Annotated in this window: 21 protein-coding genes; 8 read left to right on the top strand and 13 right to left on the bottom strand. The window is 60.7% G+C overall.

All coding sequences use genetic code 11. The features are described from left to right. The first annotated feature begins 1 nt into the window (after nt 1). Together ACPCUW_RS26320 and ACPCUW_RS26315 are read left to right on the top strand one after the other, a co-directional pair. Complete coding sequence (locus ACPCUW_RS26320; protein ID WP_423427778.1) at nt 2-766, top strand: SDR family NAD(P)-dependent oxidoreductase; 765 nt, start codon at nt 2-4, stop codon at nt 764-766. Beyond that, the gene (locus tag ACPCUW_RS26315) at nt 735-1,565 is read left to right on the top strand and encodes a ThuA domain-containing protein (RefSeq protein ID WP_423427777.1); all 831 of its coding nucleotides are present in this window, start codon (nt 735-737) and stop codon (nt 1,563-1,565) included. Before ACPCUW_RS26320 ends, ACPCUW_RS26315 begins: the two co-directional genes overlap by 32 nt. 48 nt (nt 1,566-1,613) lie before the next feature. Here ACPCUW_RS26315 and ACPCUW_RS26310 read toward each other — a convergent pair whose 3' ends face one another. After that, the gene (locus ACPCUW_RS26310) at nt 1,614-2,921 is read right to left on the bottom strand and encodes a cytochrome P450 (protein ID WP_423427775.1); all 1,308 of its coding nucleotides are present in this window, start codon (nt 2,919-2,921) and stop codon (nt 1,614-1,616) included. Nucleotides 2,922-3,486: 565 nt separating this feature from the next. Between ACPCUW_RS26310 and ACPCUW_RS26305 the strand changes: the two genes are divergently transcribed. Genes ACPCUW_RS26305 through ACPCUW_RS26295 form a run of 3 tightly spaced genes read left to right on the top strand, consistent with a single transcriptional unit; the run spans nt 3,487 to nt 5,840 of the window. Beyond that, complete coding sequence (locus ACPCUW_RS26305) at nt 3,487-4,914, top strand: FAD-dependent oxidoreductase (RefSeq protein ID WP_423427774.1); 1,428 nt, start codon at nt 3,487-3,489, stop codon at nt 4,912-4,914. Further along, nucleotides 4,911-5,564, top strand: coding sequence for a nuclear transport factor 2 family protein (locus tag ACPCUW_RS26300; RefSeq protein WP_423427772.1), 654 nt, complete (start codon nt 4,911-4,913; stop codon nt 5,562-5,564). The genes ACPCUW_RS26305 and ACPCUW_RS26300 overlap by 4 nt, the downstream gene beginning before the upstream one ends. Before the next feature lie 60 nt (nt 5,565-5,624). Then, nucleotides 5,625-5,840 carry a ferredoxin gene (locus tag ACPCUW_RS26295; protein WP_423427770.1) on the top strand — a complete coding sequence of 72 codons (216 nt, stop codon included), beginning with the start codon at nt 5,625-5,627 and terminating at the stop codon, nt 5,838-5,840. A gap of 346 nt (nt 5,841-6,186) precedes the next feature. Here ACPCUW_RS26295 and ACPCUW_RS26290 read toward each other — a convergent pair whose 3' ends face one another. Next, entirely contained in the window at nt 6,187-7,944 is a 1,758-nt protein-coding gene (locus tag ACPCUW_RS26290; protein WP_423427768.1) for a PEP-utilizing enzyme, read from the bottom strand. Nucleotides 7,945-8,787: 843 nt separating this feature from the next. Between ACPCUW_RS26290 and ACPCUW_RS26285 the strand changes: the two genes are divergently transcribed. Then, the gene (locus ACPCUW_RS26285) at nt 8,788-9,567 is read left to right on the top strand and encodes a hypothetical protein (RefSeq protein ID WP_423427767.1); all 780 of its coding nucleotides are present in this window, start codon (nt 8,788-8,790) and stop codon (nt 9,565-9,567) included. A 320-nt stretch (nt 9,568-9,887) separates the two neighbouring features. After that, on the top strand, nt 9,888-10,640 hold the full coding sequence (locus tag ACPCUW_RS26280) for a TetR/AcrR family transcriptional regulator (protein WP_423427765.1): 753 nt from the start codon (nt 9,888-9,890) through the stop codon (nt 10,638-10,640). A 500-nt stretch (nt 10,641-11,140) separates the two neighbouring features. Here ACPCUW_RS26280 and ACPCUW_RS26275 read toward each other — a convergent pair whose 3' ends face one another. The 11 genes from ACPCUW_RS26275 to ACPCUW_RS26225 all read right to left on the bottom strand — a co-directional run bounded on the left by ACPCUW_RS26275 (nt 11,141) and on the right by ACPCUW_RS26225 (nt 21,756). Further along, on the bottom strand, nt 11,141-11,263 hold the full coding sequence (locus ACPCUW_RS26275) for a hypothetical protein (RefSeq protein ID WP_423427763.1): 123 nt from the start codon (nt 11,261-11,263) through the stop codon (nt 11,141-11,143). 83 nt (nt 11,264-11,346) lie between these two features. After that, nucleotides 11,347-12,018: a hypothetical protein gene (locus ACPCUW_RS26270; RefSeq protein ID WP_423427762.1), complete on the bottom strand. Its 672-nt coding sequence runs from the start codon at nt 12,016-12,018 to the stop codon at nt 11,347-11,349. A gap of 53 nt (nt 12,019-12,071) precedes the next feature. After that, on the bottom strand, nt 12,072-13,031 hold the full coding sequence (locus ACPCUW_RS26265; RefSeq protein ID WP_423427760.1) for an MlaD family protein: 960 nt from the start codon (nt 13,029-13,031) through the stop codon (nt 12,072-12,074). Then, complete coding sequence (locus ACPCUW_RS26260) at nt 13,028-14,035, bottom strand: MlaD family protein (RefSeq protein WP_423427759.1); 1,008 nt, start codon at nt 14,033-14,035, stop codon at nt 13,028-13,030. The genes ACPCUW_RS26265 and ACPCUW_RS26260 overlap by 4 nt, the downstream gene beginning before the upstream one ends. After that, nucleotides 14,032-15,129 carry an MlaD family protein gene (locus ACPCUW_RS26255; RefSeq protein WP_423427757.1) on the bottom strand — a complete coding sequence of 366 codons (1,098 nt, stop codon included), beginning with the start codon at nt 15,127-15,129 and terminating at the stop codon, nt 14,032-14,034. Before ACPCUW_RS26255 ends, ACPCUW_RS26260 begins: the two co-directional genes overlap by 4 nt. 1 nt (nt 15,130) lies before the next feature. After that, nucleotides 15,131-16,156, bottom strand: a complete 1,026-nt coding sequence (locus tag ACPCUW_RS26250; protein ID WP_423427755.1) for an MlaD family protein — start codon at nt 16,154-16,156, stop codon at nt 15,131-15,133. After that, a complete protein-coding gene (locus tag ACPCUW_RS26245) occupies nt 16,141-17,151 on the bottom strand; it encodes an MlaD family protein (protein ID WP_423427754.1) in 1,011 nt (336 codons plus the stop codon). The genes ACPCUW_RS26250 and ACPCUW_RS26245 overlap by 16 nt, the downstream gene beginning before the upstream one ends. Then, entirely contained in the window at nt 17,148-18,236 is a 1,089-nt protein-coding gene (locus ACPCUW_RS26240) for an Mce family protein (protein WP_423427753.1), read from the bottom strand. Before ACPCUW_RS26240 ends, ACPCUW_RS26245 begins: the two co-directional genes overlap by 4 nt. 4 nt (nt 18,237-18,240) lie before the next feature. Then, nucleotides 18,241-19,119, bottom strand: coding sequence for an ABC transporter permease (locus ACPCUW_RS26235; protein ID WP_423427751.1), 879 nt, complete (start codon nt 19,117-19,119; stop codon nt 18,241-18,243). A gap of 2 nt (nt 19,120-19,121) precedes the next feature. Further along, complete coding sequence (locus tag ACPCUW_RS26230; protein WP_423427823.1) at nt 19,122-19,916, bottom strand: MlaE family ABC transporter permease; 795 nt, start codon at nt 19,914-19,916, stop codon at nt 19,122-19,124. 841 nt (nt 19,917-20,757) lie between these two features. After that, the gene (locus ACPCUW_RS26225; RefSeq protein WP_423427750.1) at nt 20,758-21,756 is read right to left on the bottom strand and encodes a hypothetical protein; all 999 of its coding nucleotides are present in this window, start codon (nt 21,754-21,756) and stop codon (nt 20,758-20,760) included. Between the two features lie 401 nt (nt 21,757-22,157). Between ACPCUW_RS26225 and ACPCUW_RS26220 the strand changes: the two genes are divergently transcribed. Continuing rightward, entirely contained in the window at nt 22,158-23,966 is a 1,809-nt protein-coding gene (locus tag ACPCUW_RS26220) for an FAD-dependent oxidoreductase (protein WP_423427749.1), read from the top strand. Nucleotides 23,967-23,977: the final 11 nt, after the last annotated feature.

Genomic DNA, 23,977 nt, shown 5'->3' with positions numbered 1-23,977 from the left:
AGTGGATCTTGGGTTGACCGGCCGACGGGCATTGATCACCGGAGCCAGTAGAGGTATCGGGCGCGTGATCGCGGATGTACTAGCCGATGAGGGATGCGCGTTGGCGTTGTGTGCTCGCAACCGGGACTCGCTCGAAGCGGCCCGCGCCGAACTCGCAGGCAAAGGGGTAAGCGTGTTTGCCGACACGGTGGATGTCACTGACAACGACGCGGTGCGACGCTTCGTTGCCGAGAGTTCGGACGCCCTGGGTGGTCTCGACATCGTTGTTTCCAATGCCTCGCCCGGAAGTCTGAAGGGCGACGAGTCGTGGGTCGACAGCGCCCGCGGAGATTTGCAGGCGTTTGCGATTCTGGCCGACGCCGCCAAGCCCAGCCTCGCCGCCTCCGGCCAAGGGGCAATCGTCGCGATCAGCTCGACGAGTGCGCTCGATGTCGATATGCCTTCGGGACCAACCTCTTTCGGGGCGATAAAGGCCGCGGTGCTCCACCACGCCTCCGCGCTCGCCCGGGCGTACGCTCCCGCCGGAATCCGCGTGAATACCGTTTCTCCGGGTCCGATCGAGGTCGATGGTGGCGCCTGGGGAAATGTCCGGCAGGGGCGTCCCGATGTGTACGAGCTCGTGAAGTCCAAGCTTCCACTCGGGCGCTACGGGGCGCCGATGGATGTGGCGAACGCCGTGGCGTTTCTTGTCAGCGCCCGGGCATCTTTCATCACCGGGGCCAATCTGGTCGTCGATGGCGGCATGCTCAGCCGCGTCCAGCACTGAAGGTGAGGTTGCCATGACTGCCCCATTGCAGATCATGACCGTGACCAAGGGCCACGCCTACGATCGCAACGCCTTCAGTGCGATGCTCGACGGGTTATCCGGCATTGAGTGCACGCAAGTCGAGCAGCCCGCCGCACAACGACATTTCGCGGGCGACGAACCCGCGCGCTGGGACGCCTACTTGATGTACGACATGCCGGGATTCCGTTTCAATCCCGACCATTCCGCCCCCGATCTCCTCGACCCGCCGCCGGAGTTCCGGGCCGATTTCAGTTCGCTGGTCGATCGGGGGCACGGCTTCGTCTTCGTGCACCATGCCCTGGCCGCATGGCCCACCTGGGCCGAATACGCCGGTGTGATGGGTGGTCGCTTCAGGTTCATTCGTGACCGGGAGAATCCCGATTCGGGCTATCGGCACGCGGTCGAGCAGCGGATTGCCCCGATCTCGGATGCGTCTGCCACGCACCCGGTACTCGAGGGGTTGCAGGACGGATTCGTCATCACCGATGAGGTCTACCTCGCCCAGATCCATGATGCCGACATCACGCCGCTGCTGGTCACCGATGCCGAGCTGACCGACCGCACAGTGTGGTCGACCTGGAATGCGGTCGTAGGCAAGCGGGAGACGAACGATGGCTGGCAGCATCCTGCGGGTTCCGGTGTGGTCACTTGGGTCCGTGAACACCCCCGCAGTAGGATTGTCTACGTGCAGTTCGGCGACAGCGCCGAAGCATTCCGAAATCCCGCCTACCGCCGCCTACTGACGAACGCGCTCACTTGGGTCTCCCGGAGGAGCTGAGCGCACGGCCGGAACATGGGAGGCGCTCACCGCGCCTCCCATGCCCTATCAGGCTCGTGCGGTGAATCGCAGCGGTAAGGATTCGAGACCGCGCAGCATGAAGCTGCGGTGGTACTCGACCGCCTGCGACGGCTCGACAAGTGTGATGTCATCGAGTCGCGCGAGCAAGATCTCTACCGCCACACGCAATTCCAGCTTGGCGATGTTGACGCCGAGGCAGAAATGCTCACCGCGCGAGAAGGCGAGATGTGGGGGACGATCGCTGTCGAGATTCACCGAGGCGGGTGCCTCGAATACGTCGGGATCCCGATTTGCCGCCGCGTAGCAGAGAAATACGAGTGCGCCGGCCGGGATGGCTTGGACGCCCAGCACGACGTCCTTGGTTGTCACGCGGAACATGCCCTGCGTCGGGGACTCCAGCCTGAGCATCTCCTCGACGAGTGGCGGGATCAGCGACGGATTCGCGCGCACTCGATCTTGCAAGCTCTTGTCGCCGGCCAGACGGAACATGATCGACGTGATCATGTTGGTCGTGGTTTCGTTTCCCCCGACGAGGAACTGCACCAGCATCTGCAGGATCTCGTCCATCGTCAGCGGTTGTTCGCCCTCCATACGGGCGTTGACGAGATCCGACAAAAGATCGTCGCGGGGACTGGTGCGACGGACCGCGACCTGCTCGGTGAAGTAGTCGTAGAACTCGTCGACGGCAGCGAAGATTTCGGCGACCTGTTCGGGTGACTGTTCGAGAGCGCCGACGCCGGCGGTGAAGGCATTGGACCACCTTTTGAAAGTGTCCATGTTCTCCGGCGGTACGCCGAGCATCGTCGCGATGATGGTCATCGGCAAGTGAATCGAGAACTGGCTGACGAGCTCGACCTGGCGTGCGTCGAGGAATCCGTCGATGAGCTCGTTGGTGAGTCGTCGTACATCGGGCTCGAGCAGTTTGACACGCCGCGGGTGAAACGCCGCACTGACGAGCAACCGTTGGCGTTTGTGGAGTGGAGGGTCCGTAAACAGCAACACCGGGGACTTCGAGAGTTGCACGCGCCGTGTGGCCTGTGCCCGCAGCGGTGCGGGAGTAGCGGGATCGTCGAGCAATTGCTGGGCCAGGCCGGTGACCGAGCTGGGTCCCGAGGCCTGGGCGCTGGAAAAGGTCTCCGGGGCCCGCAGAGCTTCGACGATGTGGTCGTGACGAGTAACCACCCAAGCCCGCAGTTGTTCGTTGTAGGTAACCGGGGCTTCGTCCCGCAGGACGTCGTAGAGCGGGTACGGGCACCGCACCATCGCGGGCTCGAGCCGGAACAACCTGGACAGGTCGGAAGGGGAGTAGGGACACGATTGGACGACTTCTGTCACTTGTGGCTCCTGCTGTGGTGACGAATGGTCTCGGGCGGCTCGACGCAAGAAGGCTGTAGCAGCGCGCGTCTCACTGCGTATATAGTCTACGTATAGAATATTGTTCAGTCGACAATTAGGTCATTTGTCTTCCGTCGTACATGTTGCTGGAGTGTTGATTCAGGGTGCCGAGCCGCGCTACTCGTGGCGGAAACTCTGGATCCGAGCCCAATGCGTTCGGCCGCGCGCCATCGGGCGAGATCGAAGGTCGAACCGCGGTTCCTGCGTGCCGCAGGCCAGTCTCGGTCAACGGCTTCTGTCGAGCGGGGGAGGTGACTGCGACCGCGATCGAGTCTCGATCGCGGCGGGCGACGAATCCGTGGTTGCGATAGTTTAGTTATAGAGTAATCTACGTCATGTCGTTCGGTACAGGATGTTGTTGCAGGCGGGATCTGCCGGCCGCTTCATCACGCGCCGACGCTGAGCTAGGGTGCGGACCCCCGATGGGTGACCGCCCCGACGAATATCGCCGCAACGACTCAAACCACCTGCGCGGGCTTCGGCAGCGCAGCACGAAGGAGCTGAGATGAACAGCCCGGACGTCGAAGTCATCGTCATCGGATCCGGTCTGGGTGGCCTCGCGGCTGCCCTGACGGCGGTCGAGAACGGCTGCAAGGACGTTCTGATAGTCGAGTCGGAGCCCGTTCTCGGAGGATCGACCCGGCTCTGCGGCGGTGTCGTGATGGGCAGCAGAAGTCGGCTCCAGCGAGCCGGCGGCATCGAAGATGCCGAGGACGACATGTTCAAGGAATACATGGCCATCAACGTCTGGGATGTCGCCGCGGGACCGGTCGAGCGCTGGGCGCGCCGCAGCGGCGAAACGGTCGACTGGCTTCAGGACCATGGTGTCCCCTTCTACGAGCGGCTCATCTTCAGCGGTGACGATCGTCGTCCGCGCGGTCACTGTGTCGAGGGGGGCGGGCAAGCCATTGTCGATGCATTGGTGTCGAAATGCCGCGCGGCAGGGATCGATTTCGCCCTGGGCAATAGGGTCGACGAGATTCTTCGCACCGATGGACGTGTAAGGGGCGTGCGCGCAGGCGGCGAGGAACTCGACGCTGCCGCCACGATCGTAGCGACAGGGGGCTTCGGCGCGAACCCGGAGTACCTGGCCGCGCACTACCCGATAGCGTGGATTCCGGGAGAGACCTTCTACATCGGCGCGGACGGCGCACGCGGCGACCACCTCAGGTTCGCCGATCAGGTCGGCGCCCAGGTGACCGGCGAGAACCGCGGCCTCCGTATGCTCAACCCTGGCGTCGATACCCTGCACGAGGCCTTCTTGCCCGGTTGGACAGTGCTGCTCGACGAGCGTGGGCAGCGATTCTGCGACGAAACCGCCCCCTACGGAATCCTGGACAGTTTGCTGAAGGTTAGGAACAACGTCGGGTACGTCGTCTTCGACGATGCTGCGCTGCGGCCGCCGGCCGACAAGGCGTCCCGATATGCGGATGCCTACAAGCAGGTGTGGCCCAACCACGCGAAATTCAAGCCGAAGCACTACAACGCCGACGTCATGGAGCAGTACAAGGATCACCCACGGGTCCACATGGCCGAGTCGTTGGAGGCTCTCGCGGACTCCGTGAACATCCCGACGGCCGACTTCTGTGGTTCCCTCGCCCGCTACAACCACCTGGTGGAGTCCGGGACCGATACCGACTACGGCAAAGCGAGCCGCTTCCTGAACGCGATCTCGACCGCACCGTTCTACGCGGTAGAAGTGCGACCGACCGCGATTGCTCACACCGGCTACGGATTGTGTATCGATGACCACGCCCGTGTCATAGGTGTCGACGGCGATCTGATCGAGGGTCTGTTTGCGGCCGGTGAGTGCACGGGAGGCATTGTCGGACCGACATATTCAGGCTCCGGCAGCTCTCTCGCCAGCGCCGCGGGCATCGGCCGGATGGCGGGCGAGGCCGCCGCGGAATACGTGCGGTCGACGCGGTCATGAGCAAGCAGAGCACGTCGGCGGACCGGATCCTGTTCGCTCCGCAAGCAGAGCCCGATGACCAGGAGAAACTGCTGCGGCTGGTCTACGACCGGCAGCAGATCATCGAGGTGCTGCACCGATATGCCAGGGCGATCGATCGCTGCGACGTCGAACTGCTCAAGTCGGTCTATCACGACGACGCCACCGACGCACACGGCTCCTTCGACGGCAACGCACACGAGTTCGCCGAATTCATGGTGCCGCGGCTGCGGGCACAGACCAGCTACGGAATTCACCACGTCACCAACGAGCTCGTCGAGGTGCAGGGGGATCGGGCGATCGCAGAGTCGTACCTGTTCGGTTACCACCGGGTGCCCGGTGGACGAGAGTCGGTGGCCGCTTTCTTCGGTCCCGCCTACGCCGACCGCTGCGCGGCGGAAGGAACTCTCGACGCAGAGCACGAATACATGACCGGTGGTCGCTACCTGGACAAGTTGGTCAAGCGGTCAGGAATCTGGCGGATTTGGCAGCGCCGGATAACCGTGGAATGGAACCAATGCCAGCCGTCGCGGATGCTGACCGAGGGCGGGCGTTCGAAGTACGACATTCCGGGCGCCCGCGATCTGACCGACCCGAGTTACCGGCTGAGCTTCGATTCCTTCGATGAATGAGCCAGGCTGCAACGCCGGACCTATGACGCCGAACAGACAGAGTGAAGCGGGGCAATTGGCATGGTAGACAACCCGATCGTCGAGGCAGATCGCGATATATGCATCGGTTCCGGCCAATGCGAAATGCTGCTGCCGAACGTGTTCACCGTGGGTGATGAGGGAACCGTGGACATCGACGTCGCGGCGGCACATGAGGCCGACACGACGCTCTTGCAGCGGGCGGTACAGAACTGCCCGACAGCCGCGCTGAGGCTGGGCCCGACCGGCAATTCGTAGCCGGAGCGCCGGCCGATTCGCAGCGCGTGTAGTGAGCGGTGAGTTGCCGGCATGAACGATCGGTCGGCCGGGGCGGGATTCTGCCGCGTGTAGGTTTGCGGCAGAATCCGTTGCGCTGCAACCCTGGTCGTCATACGCCATGTGACGGGCCCGAGCCGTGATGGCCGGGTTCATCGCACGGTTTTGGTTCTCGAAGAGCGCCTGGCGATGGGCTGGTAGTCCATCTTGTGCGAGCGTTGCGCGCGTCCGATTGCGAGTGCGGCGAAAATGTCGCCGCACTCGCAATCTTCGGCGCTGCGTCGCGATCGGTGAACTCCGCCCGCGCGGCCGCGAGACCGATCGACGCTCAGTGAACTGTGATGACCCCGGTGGTGCCGTTGACCGTCAGTTTCGCACCATCGGGAATGCGCTTCGTGGCATTGGTGACGCCGAGGATGCAGGGGATGCCGAGCTCGCGGCTGACGATAGCGGCATGAGAAAGAGTCGATCCGACGTTGACGACGACTGCTTCGGCAGAGGTGAACAGCGGGGTCCAACCGGGATCGGTGATCGGAGCGATGAGGATTTCACCGGGCTCGAGGTCGGTGGCCTCGTCCGGGCTGTTGATGACGCGTGCCGTTCCGGTCGCAGTGCCCGGACAGGCCGGCAGACCCGTCAGCAGGTCCCCTGATTGTGCGATACTGACCGCGGGGGCAGCCTTTTCGGCCCAGGTGGCAATCGGTGGAACGTTCCCCGCGGTGACAATGTAGGGCGGTTCCAGCTTTTCGAGTTCGTGGAACCAATCCCACCGCTCGGCGATGGTGAGCAGCCAAGCCTGCGGATCGGCAAGCAGTGCGTCGAGCTCGTCCTCTCGTACCATGGTGAGGTCTTCGGGAGTGGTGAAATAGCCGCGCTCGGTATAGCGCTGCGCCAACTCGCGGAGAGCTAGCCGAGCTTCGTGCAAGACTCGAATCGTATTGGTCTTGGACAACTCTCGCGCCGGCATGTAGATGCCGATGAGCCGGAGAGCGAGGTCGAGCTGGCCAAGTTCCGTGGGGGAATGTGCGAGCCTTTCCCGAAGTTGCGCGGTCAGCTGTTCACGGTCGGCGCGAAGGCGGGCCGACTGCAGTTCGGGGTCGCGGTCGGCGGGTTGATGGCGCATCCGCTCGAGAAGTCCGAGCGGGATATGCGGGTGGGTCTCCCAGGTATGAGGCATAGCGTCCCATTCCGCGGCGGAGCGGGAACCGTAGTCGTAGACGAAGCGCTCCCACCTCGCGAGGAACGTCGCGACGGCCGCATCCGAGGCCATGGCCGCCGCCTTGGTGCGCAATCGATCCAGGACGCCATCGATTCCCTCATCGAAAACCGAAGTGAGAACGTCAGATTCGTTGATCAGGCGGCTGAGCTTCCACAACTCGGCCGTCGGCGCCGCTGAAGCGATGTTGCCCCAGCCGCCGAGCAAGCGCGTTGCGAGACTCGGGTCCTCGAATGGAGCCAGTGCCTGTTCCAGCAGGCCGGTCACCAGCGAAGACTCGTAGACCATCATCAGATGCTTGTAGAGGATTTGGTAGTACTCCTCCGCCAGGATCCGTCGCTCGTGTTGGACCAGTTCCGCGTCGGTCAGCGTCGCGTAGTCCGGCCGCGCTGCGCGAATGCTCTCCGCGTGCGCCGCGTCGACGGTGAAATCATCACGCGACTCGGTGGCGAAGACTCGTTCGACCGTTGCGAGAATGCGTTCGGTGTATTCCGGCTTGGCATCGTCCGGATGTGGCTCATAGGCGGGCGCGTCGGAGCGCTCACCCAGGTAGGTGCGGTCCATGAGCTCCGGGGATGCGCCGGGCATTCGCGCGCCGAACACGCGCAGATTGGACAGGTTCAGGTAGATGTAGCCGTGCACCAGACCTTGTATGTCGATCGCGTCGTCGCGAAATTCTTCACGATCGAATGCCCCGAAGTCGACCAGAGCCTGCTTCCACGGCCGCTCCGCGGCCGGACCGCCGATCATCGACCCTCCGAGTGGGGAGAAGACATGCGGCGATACCTCGCCGACGTTGGCCCGCGTGTACACCGGGAAACGAGTGCTCAACGGCTGATCCACCACCCAAGGGCGTGTGATGTCCACCATGACCGCTACCTCCGAAGCTCTAAGACTAGATAGTAGGTAACTGAAGCATATGGCTCGCTCCGTGTCCAGGATCACACTGAATTCGCGGATCGAGGGGCGGTGAGACAGCCCGAGTGGAAGCATGCCTATCAATTGCCTTGCGCGATAATCCTATTGATCTTCGGGCCTCGTGCGAGGTGGCTCGGGCCGCATACTGCCTGACCGGAGGATGCTGCCTAGACAGTGTGCGGATGAGAGGCCTCGCCTGGGTTGCCCGCAAGCCTGACGCCTCCGTGTGGCGTCTTCACCGGACGCGGGGGGTCGATGGCGTCGGGCACCAGCGTGTAAGGCGATGATGGACGTTTGCAATCGGAATTGACTGCTGCACAACGAAGTTAGCTTCCAGCCTGTGAATCTGCGCCCGGTGGCCGTCGGGGAGCACCTCGTCGGCGGCAGGCAGTGCGTGTCGACGGACTCCGCAACTCTGCGACCTCGGATAAATACTCAAACAAGATTAATCGATAATGAATCCATAGACTATCTATGGCTCTACCATTCGAGATGGTTGCAGGCGGCGGGTGGCGCCGACGGCCCTGGTGGATAGCCGCGCGTATCTCGGAGGTGAACGATCTGATGGCAACGGCAACGAGTGCACAGATGGGTGCACAGAGGAGCTCTGTGAGGTCCCTCGGCAGGACGAACAAGATCTGGATCGGTTCGGCGGCGGTTGTCTTCGTCGCTGTGTGCCTTCTGATCACAGGCATGAAAGGGCATCACAGGGTGGCGCTAGATCCTACCTACGGAACACCTCCACCGCCTGACCTACCCTATTCTGTAGGGAGCAACATCGGGTGCACGATCGTCATGACGCTGGTCGGCCTCGTCGGCGTCGGGCTGGGGCTCTATCAATGGAAGCGGACCCGATCGGTACTACCGCTCATGATCGCACTGAGTGGGGCGTTGATCTGCATCCCGGAGGTCTTCTTCGATGTGATGGGCGCTGTGTACTTCCCTTGGAGCGCAACGGAACCGCTCGGAAACGCCTACGCCATTCTGGGACGTCACATGCCATGGTGGATCGTGGCCGGGTGGTTCGGTTACGGGGTCTTCAACTATTTCATGTTCTCCGTGCTCGCGGCGAAACCGAAGACCAAGACGCTGTGGTTGATGCTCGGTGGTGCGGCTGTCGGTGACGTCGTCTTCGAAGAGCTTCTGTTGAAGTTCGATGTCTACCACTACTACGGCAATCAGCCTCTGATCCTGGTGTCTCAGTTGCCTTGGTGGTGGATCCCGTGCAACTCGATCGGAGTCTTTTTGGCCGCAGCTCTGGCGTACCGCTTTCAATCTGCCCTGCAGGGCTGGCGTTCGCTGTCGATGTTCGTCATTACCCCCTTATCCGTTACGACGGTCTACGGTGCGATCGCGCTTCCTTCCTGGATAGCGGTAAACCGGGACTACCCTTGGTTGCCTACTCAGATACTGGGCCTCGCCACGATCGGTCTGGGAATAGTCGTGTTCGCTCTGATCCTTCGACTTGTCCTGGGCCGCAACCCCGCAGATTTGGAATACGCACCGTCGAAGCAGGTGGCCGAGTTCGGTGATCCGATATCACCGCTCGACGAGCGAACCGCCGTCACTGGTTGATCCCCGCACGGACCTCGACCGAGATGCTGTAAACCAGTCGATTCTCGGTCGAGGTTGGCCAGTGCCATGCACAGCGAAGGTCGAACACTCGCCTGTCACGGTTCCGCAGTCGTGCCGCGATGCGGGAGGCAGTTTTGAGCCTGCCCACAAACGTCGCCGGCACGTGTCTTATTCACTTCGCGCGGCACTCCAACTCCATTGGTTGGTCTAGTGTGCGGAGCAATGCCAGTGCCCAGACGTCGAAGGCGCACGACCGGGTGACGGTGTCATCCATCTCTGCAGCAGTCCCCGGCTGTGGGGCGCCGGGTATGTTGGGGTCTGTGAAGGATCGGGCAGAAGCGCACGAGAGCAACGGTGTGAGAACCCGTCGGAAGCCGGCTGAGGTCCGAGAACTGCTGATAACCGCTGCTGAGGCGGCGGTAATCAGAAAAGGGTCCGGTGCAACGGCGCAAGAGATTGCGCGGGAGGCCGGAGTGCAGCGATCGGTTCTATATCGCCACTTTTCAAGTGTCGATGAACTCGTCCATGCCGCCGCATTGCGCCCTTTCAACGACTTTCACGCGATGTTCCGCTCCATGGCGCGTGACTCTCTTGGCGATCCTCGTCCACTGTGGGAGCTCCTCCGTAGTTTCATCGAGGAACTACTCGACAACTTCACTCGACACCGTGAATTCTTGATCATGGTGCTATCCGAGCCGTCGCCGCTCGATTCCGAGAGTCGTCGCAAACTCGTTGCTGAGCTGAACTCCGTGATCGACGAGATCGTGATGCTCAATGAGGCGGAAGGGGCATCGCGAGGCGTGGACGTCAGCGCAATGTCAGGGAAGACGCGCCTGGTCCTGGCGATGGCCGCCGGAATCGTGACATACGGGGACTGGCTTCTGCCGCGTGGCGAAGACGAACTCGACAAAGAACAATTGGTCGACCTGATCGCGGACTTGGTGTTGTACGGAGTCAGAGCCCCTGTTCTTTCTGAGGCACATCGGGTCGGCGACGGTCTGACCCCGAACGAACACTTGAAGGCACCCCGTTCCGGCGAAGGCGTCAAGAAGACGGGCGCGGACAGGGCGTAACAAACCAGAGCTGTGCAGACAAGTCTGCGTGCGGACTGCTGGGTCTACCGGAATCCGCAGTGCGTCCTCCCGACCTGACGGTGCCGGCAGGGAGATCCAGGACGAACGCCGTTGGTCCGGGTCGGTGAGCCGGCATCGAGGTGCTGGTGGCGAACGCGGTCCGCCGTCGACGTCGTGTCATATGTCATCGGACCATCCGGTCAGATCGAGCATGCCGGTGAGGGTGAACTCAGCGAATACTGGACCCGCCGGGCCTGTACCGCAGGAGGACGAAATTATGAGTGCCGTTGCGCCTCAGCACTTTCCGACCGGCCGATAGCTGGGAGGCCCCGGCAATTGCGCGATCGCGGCGGACGGAACCTTTTTCTGGTCGGCGCCGGTGTGGTGCCGGCGTTGCCCAGCCGCAGCAGCTCGGCCCGAGGTTCCCCGCGCGGGTCCGTGGGCGGCGAAGGGCAGCAGCAGGTGCAGCCGAACCCGCCCTTCGACTCGGTGCCGCACAATTATCTCGGATCCGCGTTGAGTAACGTGGCGGCCAGATCGGCGGCGAGCGGGTTCTCGGCGGTGCTCGCGTGGTCGCCCGTTTGCTGCCGGGCCATGCCCAGCGGATGTTGGGCAGAAGGCATGGGGGACAGCGCTTTCGGGATTACCATGACCTGGTCTGCATCACCAGAAAGGTGTTCCTCGATACTGCCGTGCCCAACGGAGGTCAGCGCGGCCCATCCTTGGGGGTGAGCATCGAATCGATCCCCGCGATATCGGTGATGGTCCAATTCTTGTGCCCGTCGATGGTTAGGCGATACGTGGCCGTCGATTGGATGCCGTTGGGCGCCTGGCTGTTCTTGGTCAGCACGCTGACGAAACAGTCCACCCCGTACATCCCGTTGGACTCGGTCCGCACCTTGGCAGCAATGGGTTTGGCCGTTGATGTCCACTGCAGGGGCGCGATAATCTGCTCCATGGAGGTCGAGGCCTGTGTGAGCCGGTTCGACAGCTCCGGTGTTGTCCCTTTTGTAAGGCGACCGCGCCACGGGGCAAGATCGTGAAAATCCATCTCGGCGGCACCGGTCGCATAGTCCAAAGCCACCTGCTCCGCGTGTGCGTTGTCCGCCGCTTGACTATGCAATTGGTTGATGTCGTTCGCCTTCTCGTACAACTGCCAACCCATGAGTCCGAGCGTCACTGCGACCACGGCGACAAGCGCGGTAAGAGCAATTGTCTTGATCTTGACGGTCCGCTCGCCCGCCTTCCTACCACTCCCAGTCACACGCCGCGCTCCCGCGGCACGGCGTGTGGGTTCAGCAGTTCCGACATCCTCACCGGCGGCTTCCTCGCTCACCGAGCTCGTTTCGTCGGGCAGAATGGATTTGACGTTCATCATGCAACTCTTTTCCGAAATTGGTTCCGACAGCCGGTTACTGTCGCACTCTCTAGCTATCGATCATGGGTGTTTACATGAATGGTGATACTCCCGTTCGTATTCGCCGAGGACAGCGCATTGTCGAGCAGAGCGGAGATGTCAACGGTCTGCATCGACGCTGCGCCGGCACGGGCGGCCGGTAGAAGGTCGACGCCCAACTTCTGAAGATCGGGAGAGTTGTTGTCGAGGAACTTTTGCAGCTCGCCGATCAAGGGTGTGACACCGTCCCGCGTGGCATCGGGCAGAGGGTCCACCAGTACTGCGTGATGGAATGCGTTGGCGATAGCGCTCGCGTTGTGGGTCAATGCGGTGGCGTCCTGCGCCACGCCGGCCAGGTCTCCGGCCATCCATGAACTGTCCTGCAGTAGTGGTTGGACGGTGTCCAATAGCTTGGTGAAGCTGTCGGTCTGCGTTACCAGGGTTGTCGCGAGAATTTGCCCCGCATGCGACAGATTGCCGAGAACTTGCACATCGTCCGGCAGCGCGACATTCATTTCCTGGAATATTTGTCCCACCCGCTGTGGCTCGACCTGCTCCAACATTCGCGTCAACCGTGCTGACAGCTCCTGGAAGGTCGTCGGCACGGCCACGTTGGCGCTGTCGAGAACTGCTCGGTCTTGCAGGTAGGGTCCGCTCTCGCTTTCGGGAAGAACAGCGAGGTAGGCCTCCCCGAGCGCAGATAGATTGTCGATGCGGAAGTGACTGTCGACGGGAATGTTGTAACGCCTGTCGAAATTCCACTCGACGGATATATGGTCCGCAGACGGGGAAATCTGGGAAATATGGCCAACAGCAACACCACGCAACAAAACCCGCGAGCCAACTACCAAACCATTCGTGTCCGGAACGTTCATGCTCACCGTACGAACGTGGGCTGAAGGAGCGATTGGCAGGCCCAGATGGTCCATATAGGCGAAGGAGCCGGCAGCGATACCGATCATGCCGACAACAGACATGAGTGTTCTGACCGTCATCGCACTGCTCCCAACATTCGCAGTAGGTTCTCCGTGTCGCCGAGAAGTTGATCGCCGGTAGCCGACTCCACTGATTCGATGTTGACCGACGGGTGCTGAGCAAAGGGGAGAAGGACCGTGCGCAGAAAATTGGAAATTTTACCGACAGCCTCGGGTCCGGTATCGAAAGTACTGCGGCCGGCGTCGGCGGTATCCGCGAGTGAATTCAACATCGGCACCATCCACATACCTCCCTCGAATACGCTGCCGATGTTCGGCAGGACGGTACCAATCTGCGCCCACAGGTTGGGCATGATCCTTGCCCAATAGTGCTGAGCAGAGGGATTGAACAGCACGAGGTTCAAGGTGTCGGCCTTGTCGTTCATCGCCACGGCTGTCTTGTCGAAACCGGCAAGTGTACCATCTATTTCATCGGTGTGGCGCGCTAAATCTTGCATATCGCCCGCCATGACCGCCGACATTTTCCGTATATCGTCGATGGCCGGCATCACGGTGTTGATCCGGGACATCGCGTCCTCGGCCTTCTGAATGCTTCCGCCGTTGACAAAGTAGGCAAGAACAGCGATCGTGTCCTCCAACTGAGGCGGAGAACTCGTGCGACTCAGAGGGATGCTCCCGCCGGGAGGAACATAACCAGGATTCTCCTCGCCGTCGTGATCGAGACCAATGTACGTATCGCCGAGCAGGGTGTCCTGGCGAATTACCGCGCGTGTATCAGCCGGAAGTCGAGTTCCGGCCTTTATTCCGACAGTCACCGCGACGTCTCGATTGGACGCACCAACCCCTTCGACCTCACCCACCCGCAACCCGTCCATCATGACGTAGGCACCGGCGGGCAGGCTCATGATGCTCGCGAAGTGGAGGATGATCTCGTACCCGTTGCCCACGTTCGACTGTATCGACGGGACATCCTGAGGTCCGAGAGAACAAGAAGCGGAGGCGAGGACGGCACCGGAGACGATGATCGCTCCTACCGCGGTTCGCAATCTGAGGCAGGTGTTCATCGAGCCGCCTTTGAGACGATCAGATCTAGAAGCTGCACCTCGCCGAGTCGAGTGTCGCCCGTGGACGGTCGACAGTCTCCGCCTGGAACTCGGTTCACCAGGCTGCATAGGGGTGAATCCAACGGAATCTTGAGCGTCGGTCCCTCGTAAGACATCGTCAGCCCTCTCGGAGCCGAAGCTTGCTGGCGCAAAAGAGCCGATATCTGAGGAATCGACTCCAGGAGGTCTGCGAGATCCCGCGAATGGGTAGCGGCCAGATGGATGGCGTCGGTCACGCCTCCGTGTACCACCGGCCAGATGTCTCCCCCATAGTTGCGCTGGACGTCGTACAGAACCTGGATCAGGGCGTCCATACCCGTTGTGAGGTTGATGACGCCTGGAAACAGGTCGTATGCGGCCGAATGGAAGGCACTGGGAGCCTGATTCAAGATGGACTTGATGGTTGCCCATCGCTGTAGGGCTTCCTCGGTCAAGGGAGCCATATTTACGATGGAGGCGCCCACGTCTGCGATCAGCTGATCCGGGCTCGACATCGCCCCGGATGCGTGCTGCATCAGTACAGCCGCATTCTGACCGTTACCTCGCAATGCGTCATCCATACCAGCGACTGCGTTTTCGAGACTCCTTTTACCGTCCGAAGGTGCCAGAGCATCGATGAAGTCGGCAGCGGAGCCGGCGATTTGTGAAATGCTTTTCGGCGTGAACGAGTGCTGGGTGTCGATGCATCGGCCAGGTACCAACTGACTGCCACCCCCGTAGTTGCCGACCAGTTCCAAGCTGCGGTCAGCGAGCAATGACTTCGACCGGGTAACAGCCTTGACGTCGGCGGGATACCGTCGACCGCCGGTCAATGAGAAATCGACCTGGACGTGATCTCCCTTCGGTATGAGCGCTTCGACGCGTCCCACTTTGTACCCCATTTGGGTTACGGGGTTTCCGACGTACAGTCCTATCGAATCGGGCATATCCGCACAAAACCCAGAGTTCGAAGCCGAGCCGGTAGTGTCGACGAGCGCATAGCCGACACCGGATGCGGCCACGATAACTGCGGCGGCAGCAGTTATTCCGATAACTCTCTTTTTCTTCTTGATCATTTCAGCACGACCGCCCGGGGATCGGGATACATACCTGCGAGGACAACAGGGTTCCGCCGCCGACCTTCTTCAGGCCTTCGGGCCCCAGCCACGCCTCCAACTGCTGTCGCAGCACCTTGAGATTGTCGAGTGCTGGGCCGAGAGCCTGCTGGAAATCTGCGATGCTCTGCCGGGCGCGGTTAACGCCCGCAAGCAGTTCATCTTTATGTTCCAGGTAGAAGCGGGAGACCGATTCGGTACGGTGCAAGATATCCCCGATGAGCTCGTAAGCCCGATCGAAACCTTCGTGGGTGTTGCTGTAGGTCGATTCCACGATCTCGACCTCCCGCAGCAACTCGAATACGAATTCTCGACTCCCGTTGAAAGTCTCCAGATACTCCGAGGCCGTATCCATTATTTTGCGCACTTGGCCGCGCTGACGGTCCATGACGCCCGCGACACTGTTCATTCCGGAAATAATTGAGGATATAGATGTCGCATTATGTTGCAAAGCGTCGGCAACTTGGTCGATATTGGCATCGATCTTGCCGCCGTCCAGTTGATCGGTCACATGGGGTGCCGCCTGTAGGACGTCGCCGATCGAATATGGAACAACCACATGATCGGCAGAGATGCCGGAACGAGGAAGCGGCCTGGTACCGATCGGTATTACTGTAACGGCATAGCCGCCTACCGGGGTCAACATGCGCACCTCGACTCGTGAGTCCGCGCCGATGAAGATGGTGTCTTCGATACTTACTTCTGCGCGGACGGTCGAGGGACCGATTTCCAGCTTGCGGACCTTTCCAACCGATATTCCAGCAATTCGCACGTCCTCACCCGCGCTCAGCGACGAGGCGTCCGTGGTCTCGAAGGAAATCGTCTTCTGGCCAGGCGGATGAACGTACAGCACGGCGGAAGCCACCAGTGCAACCACGGCGACGGTCACGACAACCGATCCGAGGAGAGCATGGTTTCCCCGGATCCGATCGGCGGCCAGTTTCAAGAACCGAATGAGGCGTGTATCTGTTTTCAACGGACGTTGCATATCACGACCTCGCTGCCGTTCAACAGAACCTTCACGTCTGTGGGGAGCTGTGCGACCCCGTTGGCACACGTAGACACCCCTGGCGTGGCACCGGCCGCCGGCAGTTGCAGTCCTGCGAACGCGCCCGGCAGAAGTCGCAGCGCATCCGCTGCCGCGGGGACAGAACTGAATGCATCGTGTAGCAACTTGTCGATGTCGGTGTCAGCGGTGAGCCCGATATCCGACACAATGCGTTCGAGTGGGGTAAGGAACTCCGGGCCGAAGGTAGCCGTCTTTCTGAACTCATCGAGCACTGTCATTGCTGCAGCGATCGGAATCTTGACATCCCGGAGAAAATCTATCAGTTCCGGGGACTTGCCGCCCAACGTGTCGGAGATTCTGCTGAGATTTGCCGTGAGTGTGGATATGACCTGCTCACGGTCGTGGGTATATTCCGCAAGTTTCTGTACACTGTCCAGCATCGGTGCGAGACCGCCGCCGTCGCCTTGAAGGACTGTAATCGCATTTTTCATGAAGGTGTTTATCTCGCCGCTGTTCATCGTGCTGAGGACCGGCTGCAATCCATTGAAGAGTTGCGTTATGTCGAAAGACGGCTTCGTGGCATCCGCTAACAGATGGCTCACCGGCTTTCCCGTTTCGGTCTGTTCGAAGTCCATGTAGCGTATGCCGGTCAAATTTTGATACTTGACTGCAAGCAGGGTGCGGTCGGTGAGTTTATAGGGTTTCTCGACCGTGAAGCCGACGCGAGCGACGCTACGGCCTTCCGCCTGAGTGAGCTCGATCGAAGTCACTTTACCGATGAGTACGCCTTTCGTCCGCACATCACCGTTGACGTGTAAGCCTGATACGTCGGTGAAGTCCGCTGTATAGCGTGTCTGCGGGCCGTCGACTGGATTCCTGATCGCATTGATAATGATTATGAATAGAACAACTGAAACCGCAGCCGCGATTCCCAGCTTTATGGCGGTGTTGATCAGACGGTGACGATATTTCATCGTGGCATCTCCTGATGGGGCACTTCTGGGAGGCCGGAGATAGCCAGCGGAGTCGCCATTGCCGGCAGGTCATCGAGTATCACCCGCAGATTCAGCGTCTTGGATCGGTCAGGGCCGGAGAATGCGCTGCCGTACCTATCGACGAGAGTCGATAGCTTGGTGGCTGCCGCACCTCCGTCGAGCAGATGTGGAACCACGTCCGACAACGCGGACACAATCTGGGTTACGGGTGTCAATTCGTTTCCGTGAGAGGCCAGCAGTCGGCCGGCGGCGCCGAATAGGTCGGTAGAGACCAGGTAGAGCCCGATATTTTCTCTATCCATCACGCTGTCGTCAACTCCGTAGGTGCCGTCGGCCCGTCGGTTGAAATTGTTGTCGAAGAGAAGGAACATCGCGTCGATCGCCTGTCGACTGAAACCTGGAAGTACATCGAGCGTCTGGTTCATCTCAGATAGCAGCGTGCTCGGCAGAGCTTGTTGCGTTTGCGCTGCGCGGTCGGCTATCACCACGCCGGACTGGATCATCGGTGTCAGCCCGTCGGTATATCTGATGACTTTGTCCAGGGCATCAATCATCGACTTGGTAAGCGTTCCGTCCACCGCGATGGAACCCTTTTCGATCATGGTGGACATTGTGAAGTCACCGCGGGGGATCCGGTTGAGCGTCTGGCCGCTGACCAATCGGTTGCCACCTGATTCGGCAATCAAGTTCACAGCTGTGATTCCGAAGTAATTTTCCGGCCGAAAGTCTACGTTGAAAGCATCGGTCAAACCGTGGAGATCTGCCGGGTCGAGTGCTATGCCTACGCGCACAGCCTGGCTGGTGGTTTCCTGCAGATCGGTGACCCGCCCGACCTCCGCGCCGTGCATAATTACTTTCGTGCCCTTACCGACCCCCGGGGCCACGAATGGCAAATCTATGCTCAGGTCGAGCGTGTTTGAATGCACGAATCGAGGAGACACCAATTTATAACCTATGAAGCAGGCTGCAATGACCGCAATCATGCTCAATGCTGCCAGGTTCAACACGCGTGATTGGTGCTGGTCAGTGCCTCTAAGAAAGTCTTGATTACGTGTTCGGCTCATTGCTTCATCCTTTGAAGACCAGCAGTGGGCTGAGCCCCCAGATCGCCACTGTCATGCAGAAGTTCAGTACCACGATGGCCACCAGGCTGGCCCTGATCGCACGTCCTGATGCCGCCCCAACTCCTGCCGGCCCGCCACTCGCAAAATAGCCGTAGTAGCAGTGGATCAAAGTGACGACCCCGCAAAAAACCATGGCTTTGAGAACGGAGGCGGCCAAGTCCGGCACGCTCAGAAACGTCGTAAAATAGTGATCGTAGGTTCCCGGGGACTGACCGTGAAAGGCTTTGACGATGACAGCCCCGGTGACAAAGCTGATCACCAGACCCATGAGATACCCTGGGAGTACTACGGACATGCTGCCGATGAGTCGGGTGCCGACCACGAATGGAATGGCCTGCAGACCCATGGCTTCGGTGGCATCGATCTCCTCGGAGATGCGCATCGCTCCGATCTCGGCGGTCATACGGCATCCGGCCTGCGCCGCGAAGCCGATACCAGTGATGATGGGAGCAATCACCCGTATGTTTCCGAACGAGCCGATGATTCCGGTAAGGGGACCGAATCCAAGCAAGTTCAGGGCGGTGAATGCCTCGATGGCCACGACCGCGCCGACAGCCACGCCGAGGAAGAACATCAGGCTGATCACACCGCCATCGACGATGAGCGATCCAGTGCCCCAGGCCATTTCGTTCATCGTTTTGAATGTTGCTTTGCGATAATGACGTACAGTTTTCGGCAACAAGTAGAAGGTCTTGCAGACGAATACGGCGATCTGCCCGACCTCGCCGAGAGTCCTGTTTCCCGCGGAAACGATATAGCGAATCGGACGAAGGACCGCGAAATTGAGCGGTGCTGGTGTATATCTTGACGGTGCGGTACCCATTATCACGCCAATCGGGAGGGGAAGAACATAGATTGGAGCTGGCTGACCAGAAGATTACTCATGAAAATGCAGAAGACACTGAGCACTACTGATGCATTCACTGCGTCAGCGACGCCTTTTGGCCCGCCCTTCGCCTCGAGACCGCGAACGCTTGCGATCAGTACCACCAGACCCGCGAAAATCAGCGCCTTGATCACAGCAAATACAACGTCCGTTGGCGTGGCGAAGGCGCCGAATGTCTGCCAGAAGCTTCCGGGTACCACGTGATTGACCGTTGAGGATATCGTCAAGCCTGCGAAAACTCCCGCCCCGATAATGACTATGCACAACACCGGCGCGATCGCGATCATAGCGAGGAATCTCGGCATAACGAGGCGTTCGACAGGGTCGACGCCCATAACGCGCATGGCGTCGATCTCCTCACGAATCGCCCGGGCGCCCAGGTCGGAGGCGATCGCTGATGCCGCTGCGCCACTCATCAGCAGCCCTGCCGCCATCGGAGCGCCCTGGCCTACGACGCCGAGCCCGCTCGCCGCGCCGGCCAGGGAGTTGGCGCCGACCTGACTCATGATGCCGCCCACCTGAACCGAGATCTCGGCGCCGATGGGCACCGCCATGAGCAGAGCGGGCAATGCGGTCACCTTCAGCAGTGACCACATCTGCTCCACCGTTTCGCCGAGCGGCAGTCGTAATCGAACGGTATCGACAACGGCGTATCGGAGAACAGCCGCACTCAACTCGGCTGACCGTCCGAGCGTCGCCAACGCACGTATCGGTGTCTCTCGGACATAAGTGATCAACCGTGGGCCGATGGCTCGTTTTCGGCGCTGATCGGAAACAGCATGACCCAATTGGTCTTCGGGGGCGGGGCTTTCTCCCGGAGGCTGCAGGATCGTCGTCACGGACAGCCGTCCTTTCCATCAGGTAGTAGCATGAACATGCAGTCACGTTTTGCTTCTCAACCCCGCCGCTAGGCTGTGGCTGCGGAGTGATTTTCACTTTGGCCTAAATGGAATCCGAGGCTGTTCGGGCAGCTCTGCACCTTTCGGAGTAGCTCACCTCGAGGTGCGGCGCCTGGGACATGGATGTCGTTGCACCTGCAGGTGGCAACGGTGCAGGTTGCCGGCGTCCTGTCGTCGAGCCGATGATCCCGCCGACACACCCGCAGCGAGTAACGAGCTGCGCGCGCTGTGTCCTGCGTCATAGACCTGTGTGACGGGGATTAGTTTGTCACTCGAATGTCTATTGCGCAAGCTTTTGGTTAAATGGCAGAAAAGCCCTATTTAATCTGGAAGCTGGTGTCGAGTCGCATCGAGTCGTACTTGTCGTTTCTGCGGAATACGTTGCGAACCAGGCTCATTCAAGCGAGGACGCTCGATACGGATTGCGAACGCGGTGGTGAACGTGGCGATCGATCGGTTGGGTCGTCGCGGCCATGCGGTCGAAGGCGTCCAGGCCGATCGGTGCAATCTCGACACCGTGGGTCGGATGGCGGCGGGTGGTTACCTGGAAACTATTGGTGCGGCGACCATTTGAGGCCGGTCGAAAGTAGTCGACTCCCCGGTTGGGTTATCACGGAGACTGACCGCGCAGAATGGCCGGCCGCGGTCGGCTGTTCGCCGACCGCGGCGGAACGTGTCATCGCGCGACAGCGACCTGCCCGGCAGGCCGGCTGTCGGCGGCGTCGGTCTCTGCTGCATGACTCGCCGACGGTCCCGGAGCGTAGGCGAGGTCGAGCGGATCCCGGCCCAGGACGAGTCGAAGAATCAAGGCGAACACGAGAACTCCCAATCCGATGGTCAGCAGGCCCAGCAGCTGCGTAGGCAGCCACGGATAGTCGCTGTTGACGGCGATCCAGGACGGTAGCGCAATCGAGCCGTACACCGTGGATACCGAAAGGGGCGTGATGACCAGCATCAGTAGTGACCGCCATCCTCGGAGTGTGGACTGGAAGCGATGCGCCAGGGTTGCGGCGAGGAACACGCCAACCGAGTTGCACGGAATCCACCACCATGGCAGCTGAGAAATCAGGATCAAGGGCTGGTTGCCGTAGTAGTGATAGACCCCGAACTCGAGCAGAATCTCCTCGAAGACAACGTCGCCCGCAGCGGCGGCGCCGAACATCAACCACAGCGTTCTCGTCGTCGGCTTCGAGTTGAGCAGTGCGAAGATCGAGAAGCTGAATACCCCATATCCGAACCAGCCGGCCACGATCCACCAGGGCATGTGACGACCCAGGATGTCATAGGCGTGACCGAAGGCCTCCGTATCGCTCCACGGAAAGTAGACGGCGCCCATGACGTCGAAGAAGACTTCTGGAATGCAGATCAGCGCGCCGCTCAGCGCGACCATCAGCGGCAGCGGCGACTTCGTTCGCATCCATTGACGGATGCCCAGGGCCACACCCGTAACTCCGACGAGGGTCATGACAAGAGTGCACCCGACGTTGTTCGCGAGGGAGTATGGGAAGTCGGGCGGAGGAGGGGTGCCGTATGTCGGATCGAGCTCGACTCCGTGGTGCTCTCTCAGGGCGGTGATCAAGAGGGAGGCCAGGATGAAAACCCCTGCCGACAGCCCGATCCAGAGCTTTGTCTTCCAGTGGATGGCGTTGGACTGTGTACCGATCGACGTTGACATGTGACCGCAACCTCCGAGATATGGCAGCTAGGATCCGCGACCGATGCTGCCAAGACTCCCCCTCGGCGGTCGCGGACGACCAGAGCGAGAATACTCTATCCACTAGTTATTGATGGATAGATTAACTCGATCAACCAGGTCCGCCCTCTGGTGTAGTTCCTCGCGTGGAGCATCGTGGCCATCCCTATCCGGCGAGCGGTTCGCTATGCCTGTCGGCTGCAAGTATGGGCAGCCAGACCGAGCCTTGCCGCGAGGGTCGCGTGGTAGCGCCCTCTGGCCCGGGCGGCAGTCACATCAAGGGACAGTTGTGTCCCTTGACATGGTGGGGGGTGTGCCCCACAATTGCCTCAACGCACCGCCTCGGGGGCCGACGAAAGCACCGGCCACATACCCGTGACGGCGTGAAAGAACTGCTGGTAACCGACGAGACGGGTTCCTCGCCCGCTGATCCGAGCTGTGTGATCGCGTTCGAGGGCTGTTACATCGTGCGGGCTCCTCGTGACTCACGACTGCGCTCGACGAAGATGAAGGAAATGCACCGAATGGCGTACATAATCACGCAATCATGCTGCAATGACGCAACCTGTGTTGCTGTATGCCCGGTGAATTGTATCCATCCGACACCGGAGGAACGAGACTTCTCCACCGCCGAGATGCTTCACATTGATCCCGACTCCTGCATCGACTGCGGCGCTTGCGCGGAGGTGTGCCCGGTGGATGCGATTATCTCTGACGGAGAGCTCGACGAAGAAACCGCGCTCTACGCGGAACTGAACGCGGGCTACTTTGCAGAGACGTCTCCGACTTCCTCCCTCGTGCCGTCTATACCGTTACAGCCCGCATCCTCCGCGACCGGAGCGATCCGTGTCGCTGTGATCGGAACCGGGCCGGCAGCATGCTATGCGGTCGAGGAGCTTCTGAACACGCACGGCGTGAAGGTGGAAGTCTCCCTTTTCGAACGGCTTCCGGTGCCGGGTGGACTGGTGCGATATGGCGTGGCGCCTGACCATCCCAGCACGAAGGAAATTGCCGAAGTGTTCGAGCGCACCATATGCCGCGGAGGCGTGCGGGTCTTCTTGAACACCCGAGTGGGAGAGCATATTACCCACGACGAGCTGATGAGCCACCATGATGCTGTCATCTATGCGGTGGGTGCTTCGGAGGATCGTCGGCTTGATATCCCGGGAGAGAGTTTGCTAGGAAGCCATTCGGCTACCGATTTTGTTGCCTGGTACAACGGCCACCCCGATTTCGCCGGAATGAAGTTCGACTTCTCCGCGGAACGTGCAGTGGTGATCGGCAACGGCAACGTCGGTCTCGACGTGGCTCGGGTCCTGATCAGTGATGTATCGCGACTCGCTCGGACAGACATCGCCGATCACGCGATCGAAGCGCTGGCCACGAGCAAGATAAGAGAAGTCATCGTTGTAGGGCGGCGTGGACCTGAGCACGCTGCGTTCACGGTTCCCGAGTTGGCTGCGCTGGGGCATCTGCCCCAGACCAATGTCACTGCAGATCCGGTCGACAGTGAATCCGCCGCCGATTCCAATGCCGCAGCCGGGTTGAAGCAACGCATCATCGCCGACTACGCGGCCAGGTCGGTTGTAATCGGCGATCGAACGATCCGGCTCCGCTTTTTCCGTACTCCTGTCGAAATACTCGGTACCTCGAGCGTCGAAGGTATCAGGATGGCTCGAACGCAACTCTCATCCGGATCAGACAGTCGCACAGAGGTATTCCCGGATTCGGTAGGGGACTGGGAATGCGGCCTGGTGCTTCGCTCGATCGGTTACAGAGCACGAGCGCTGGCGGGTTTGCCCTTCGATGGTGCCCGCGGGGTCGTACCCAACGACGGAGGGCGGGTCATCGATTCCGGAACGGGATCCCCGATTCCAGGGGTGTACGTGGCGGGCTGGGTGAAGCGTGGACCGTCGGGCGTCATCGGTACGAACAGGCTGTGCGCGAGAGAGACGGTGCGCCACCTGCTCGAGGACCTGGAGACGGGACGACTGGTGAAGCCCACCAGGGATCCGGCGGGGCTGGAGGCGCTGATCGAACAACGCCAGCCGGATCGGATCGACATCGGCGGCTGGCGCTCGATCAAGGCACACGAAGTGGAGGCGGGGCGGAAAGCCGGACGACCCCGAGTGAAGCTTGTTCGAGTAGAGGACATGGTCGGCATCGCGAACCGCCAGAAAGCGCTGGCGTAATACAAAGAATG

Origin of the sequence: Nocardia sp. AB354, from assembly GCF_049538315.1 — a bacterium.
Lineage (GTDB): Bacteria > Actinomycetota > Actinomycetes > Mycobacteriales > Mycobacteriaceae > Nocardia > Nocardia nova.
The sequence above is the reverse complement of the archived record's forward strand: the minus strand, read 5'-3'. Positions and strand labels throughout refer to the sequence as shown.

Bases quoted from the DNA above. Each gene is read 5' to 3' on its own strand.
- ACPCUW_RS26315 (WP_423427777.1), top strand. From the start codon at position 735: ATGGCGGCATGCTCAGCCGCGTCCAGCACTGAAGGTGAGGTTGCCATG.
- ACPCUW_RS26305 (WP_423427774.1), top strand. From the start codon at position 3,487: ATGAACAGCCCGGACGTCGAAGTCATCGTCATCGGATCCGGTCTGGGT.
- ACPCUW_RS26300 (WP_423427772.1), top strand. From the start codon at position 4,911: ATGAGCAAGCAGAGCACGTCGGCGGACCGGATCCTGTTCGCTCCGCAA.
- ACPCUW_RS26295 (WP_423427770.1), top strand. From the start codon at position 5,625: ATGGTAGACAACCCGATCGTCGAGGCAGATCGCGATATATGCATCGGT.
- ACPCUW_RS26290 (WP_423427768.1), bottom strand. From the start codon at position 7,944: ATGGTGGACATCACACGCCCTTGGGTGGTGGATCAGCCGTTGAGCACT.
- ACPCUW_RS26285 (WP_423427767.1), top strand. From the start codon at position 8,788: ATGACGCTGGTCGGCCTCGTCGGCGTCGGGCTGGGGCTCTATCAATGG.
- ACPCUW_RS26275 (WP_423427763.1), bottom strand. From the start codon at position 11,263: ATGCCTTCTGCCCAACATCCGCTGGGCATGGCCCGGCAGCAAACGGGC.
- ACPCUW_RS26270 (WP_423427762.1), bottom strand. From the start codon at position 12,018: ATGATGAACGTCAAATCCATTCTGCCCGACGAAACGAGCTCGGTGAGC.
- ACPCUW_RS26265 (WP_423427760.1), bottom strand. From the start codon at position 13,031: ATGACGGTCAGAACACTCATGTCTGTTGTCGGCATGATCGGTATCGCT.
- ACPCUW_RS26260 (WP_423427759.1), bottom strand. From the start codon at position 14,035: ATGAACACCTGCCTCAGATTGCGAACCGCGGTAGGAGCGATCATCGTC.
- ACPCUW_RS26255 (WP_423427757.1), bottom strand. From the start codon at position 15,129: ATGATCAAGAAGAAAAAGAGAGTTATCGGAATAACTGCTGCCGCCGCA.
- ACPCUW_RS26250 (WP_423427755.1), bottom strand. From the start codon at position 16,156: ATGCAACGTCCGTTGAAAACAGATACACGCCTCATTCGGTTCTTGAAA.
- ACPCUW_RS26245 (WP_423427754.1), bottom strand. From the start codon at position 17,151: ATGAAATATCGTCACCGTCTGATCAACACCGCCATAAAGCTGGGAATC.
- ACPCUW_RS26240 (WP_423427753.1), bottom strand. From the start codon at position 18,236: ATGAGCCGAACACGTAATCAAGACTTTCTTAGAGGCACTGACCAGCAC.
- ACPCUW_RS26235 (WP_423427751.1), bottom strand. From the start codon at position 19,119: ATGGGTACCGCACCGTCAAGATATACACCAGCACCGCTCAATTTCGCG.
- ACPCUW_RS26225 (WP_423427750.1), bottom strand. From the start codon at position 21,756: ATGTCAACGTCGATCGGTACACAGTCCAACGCCATCCACTGGAAGACA.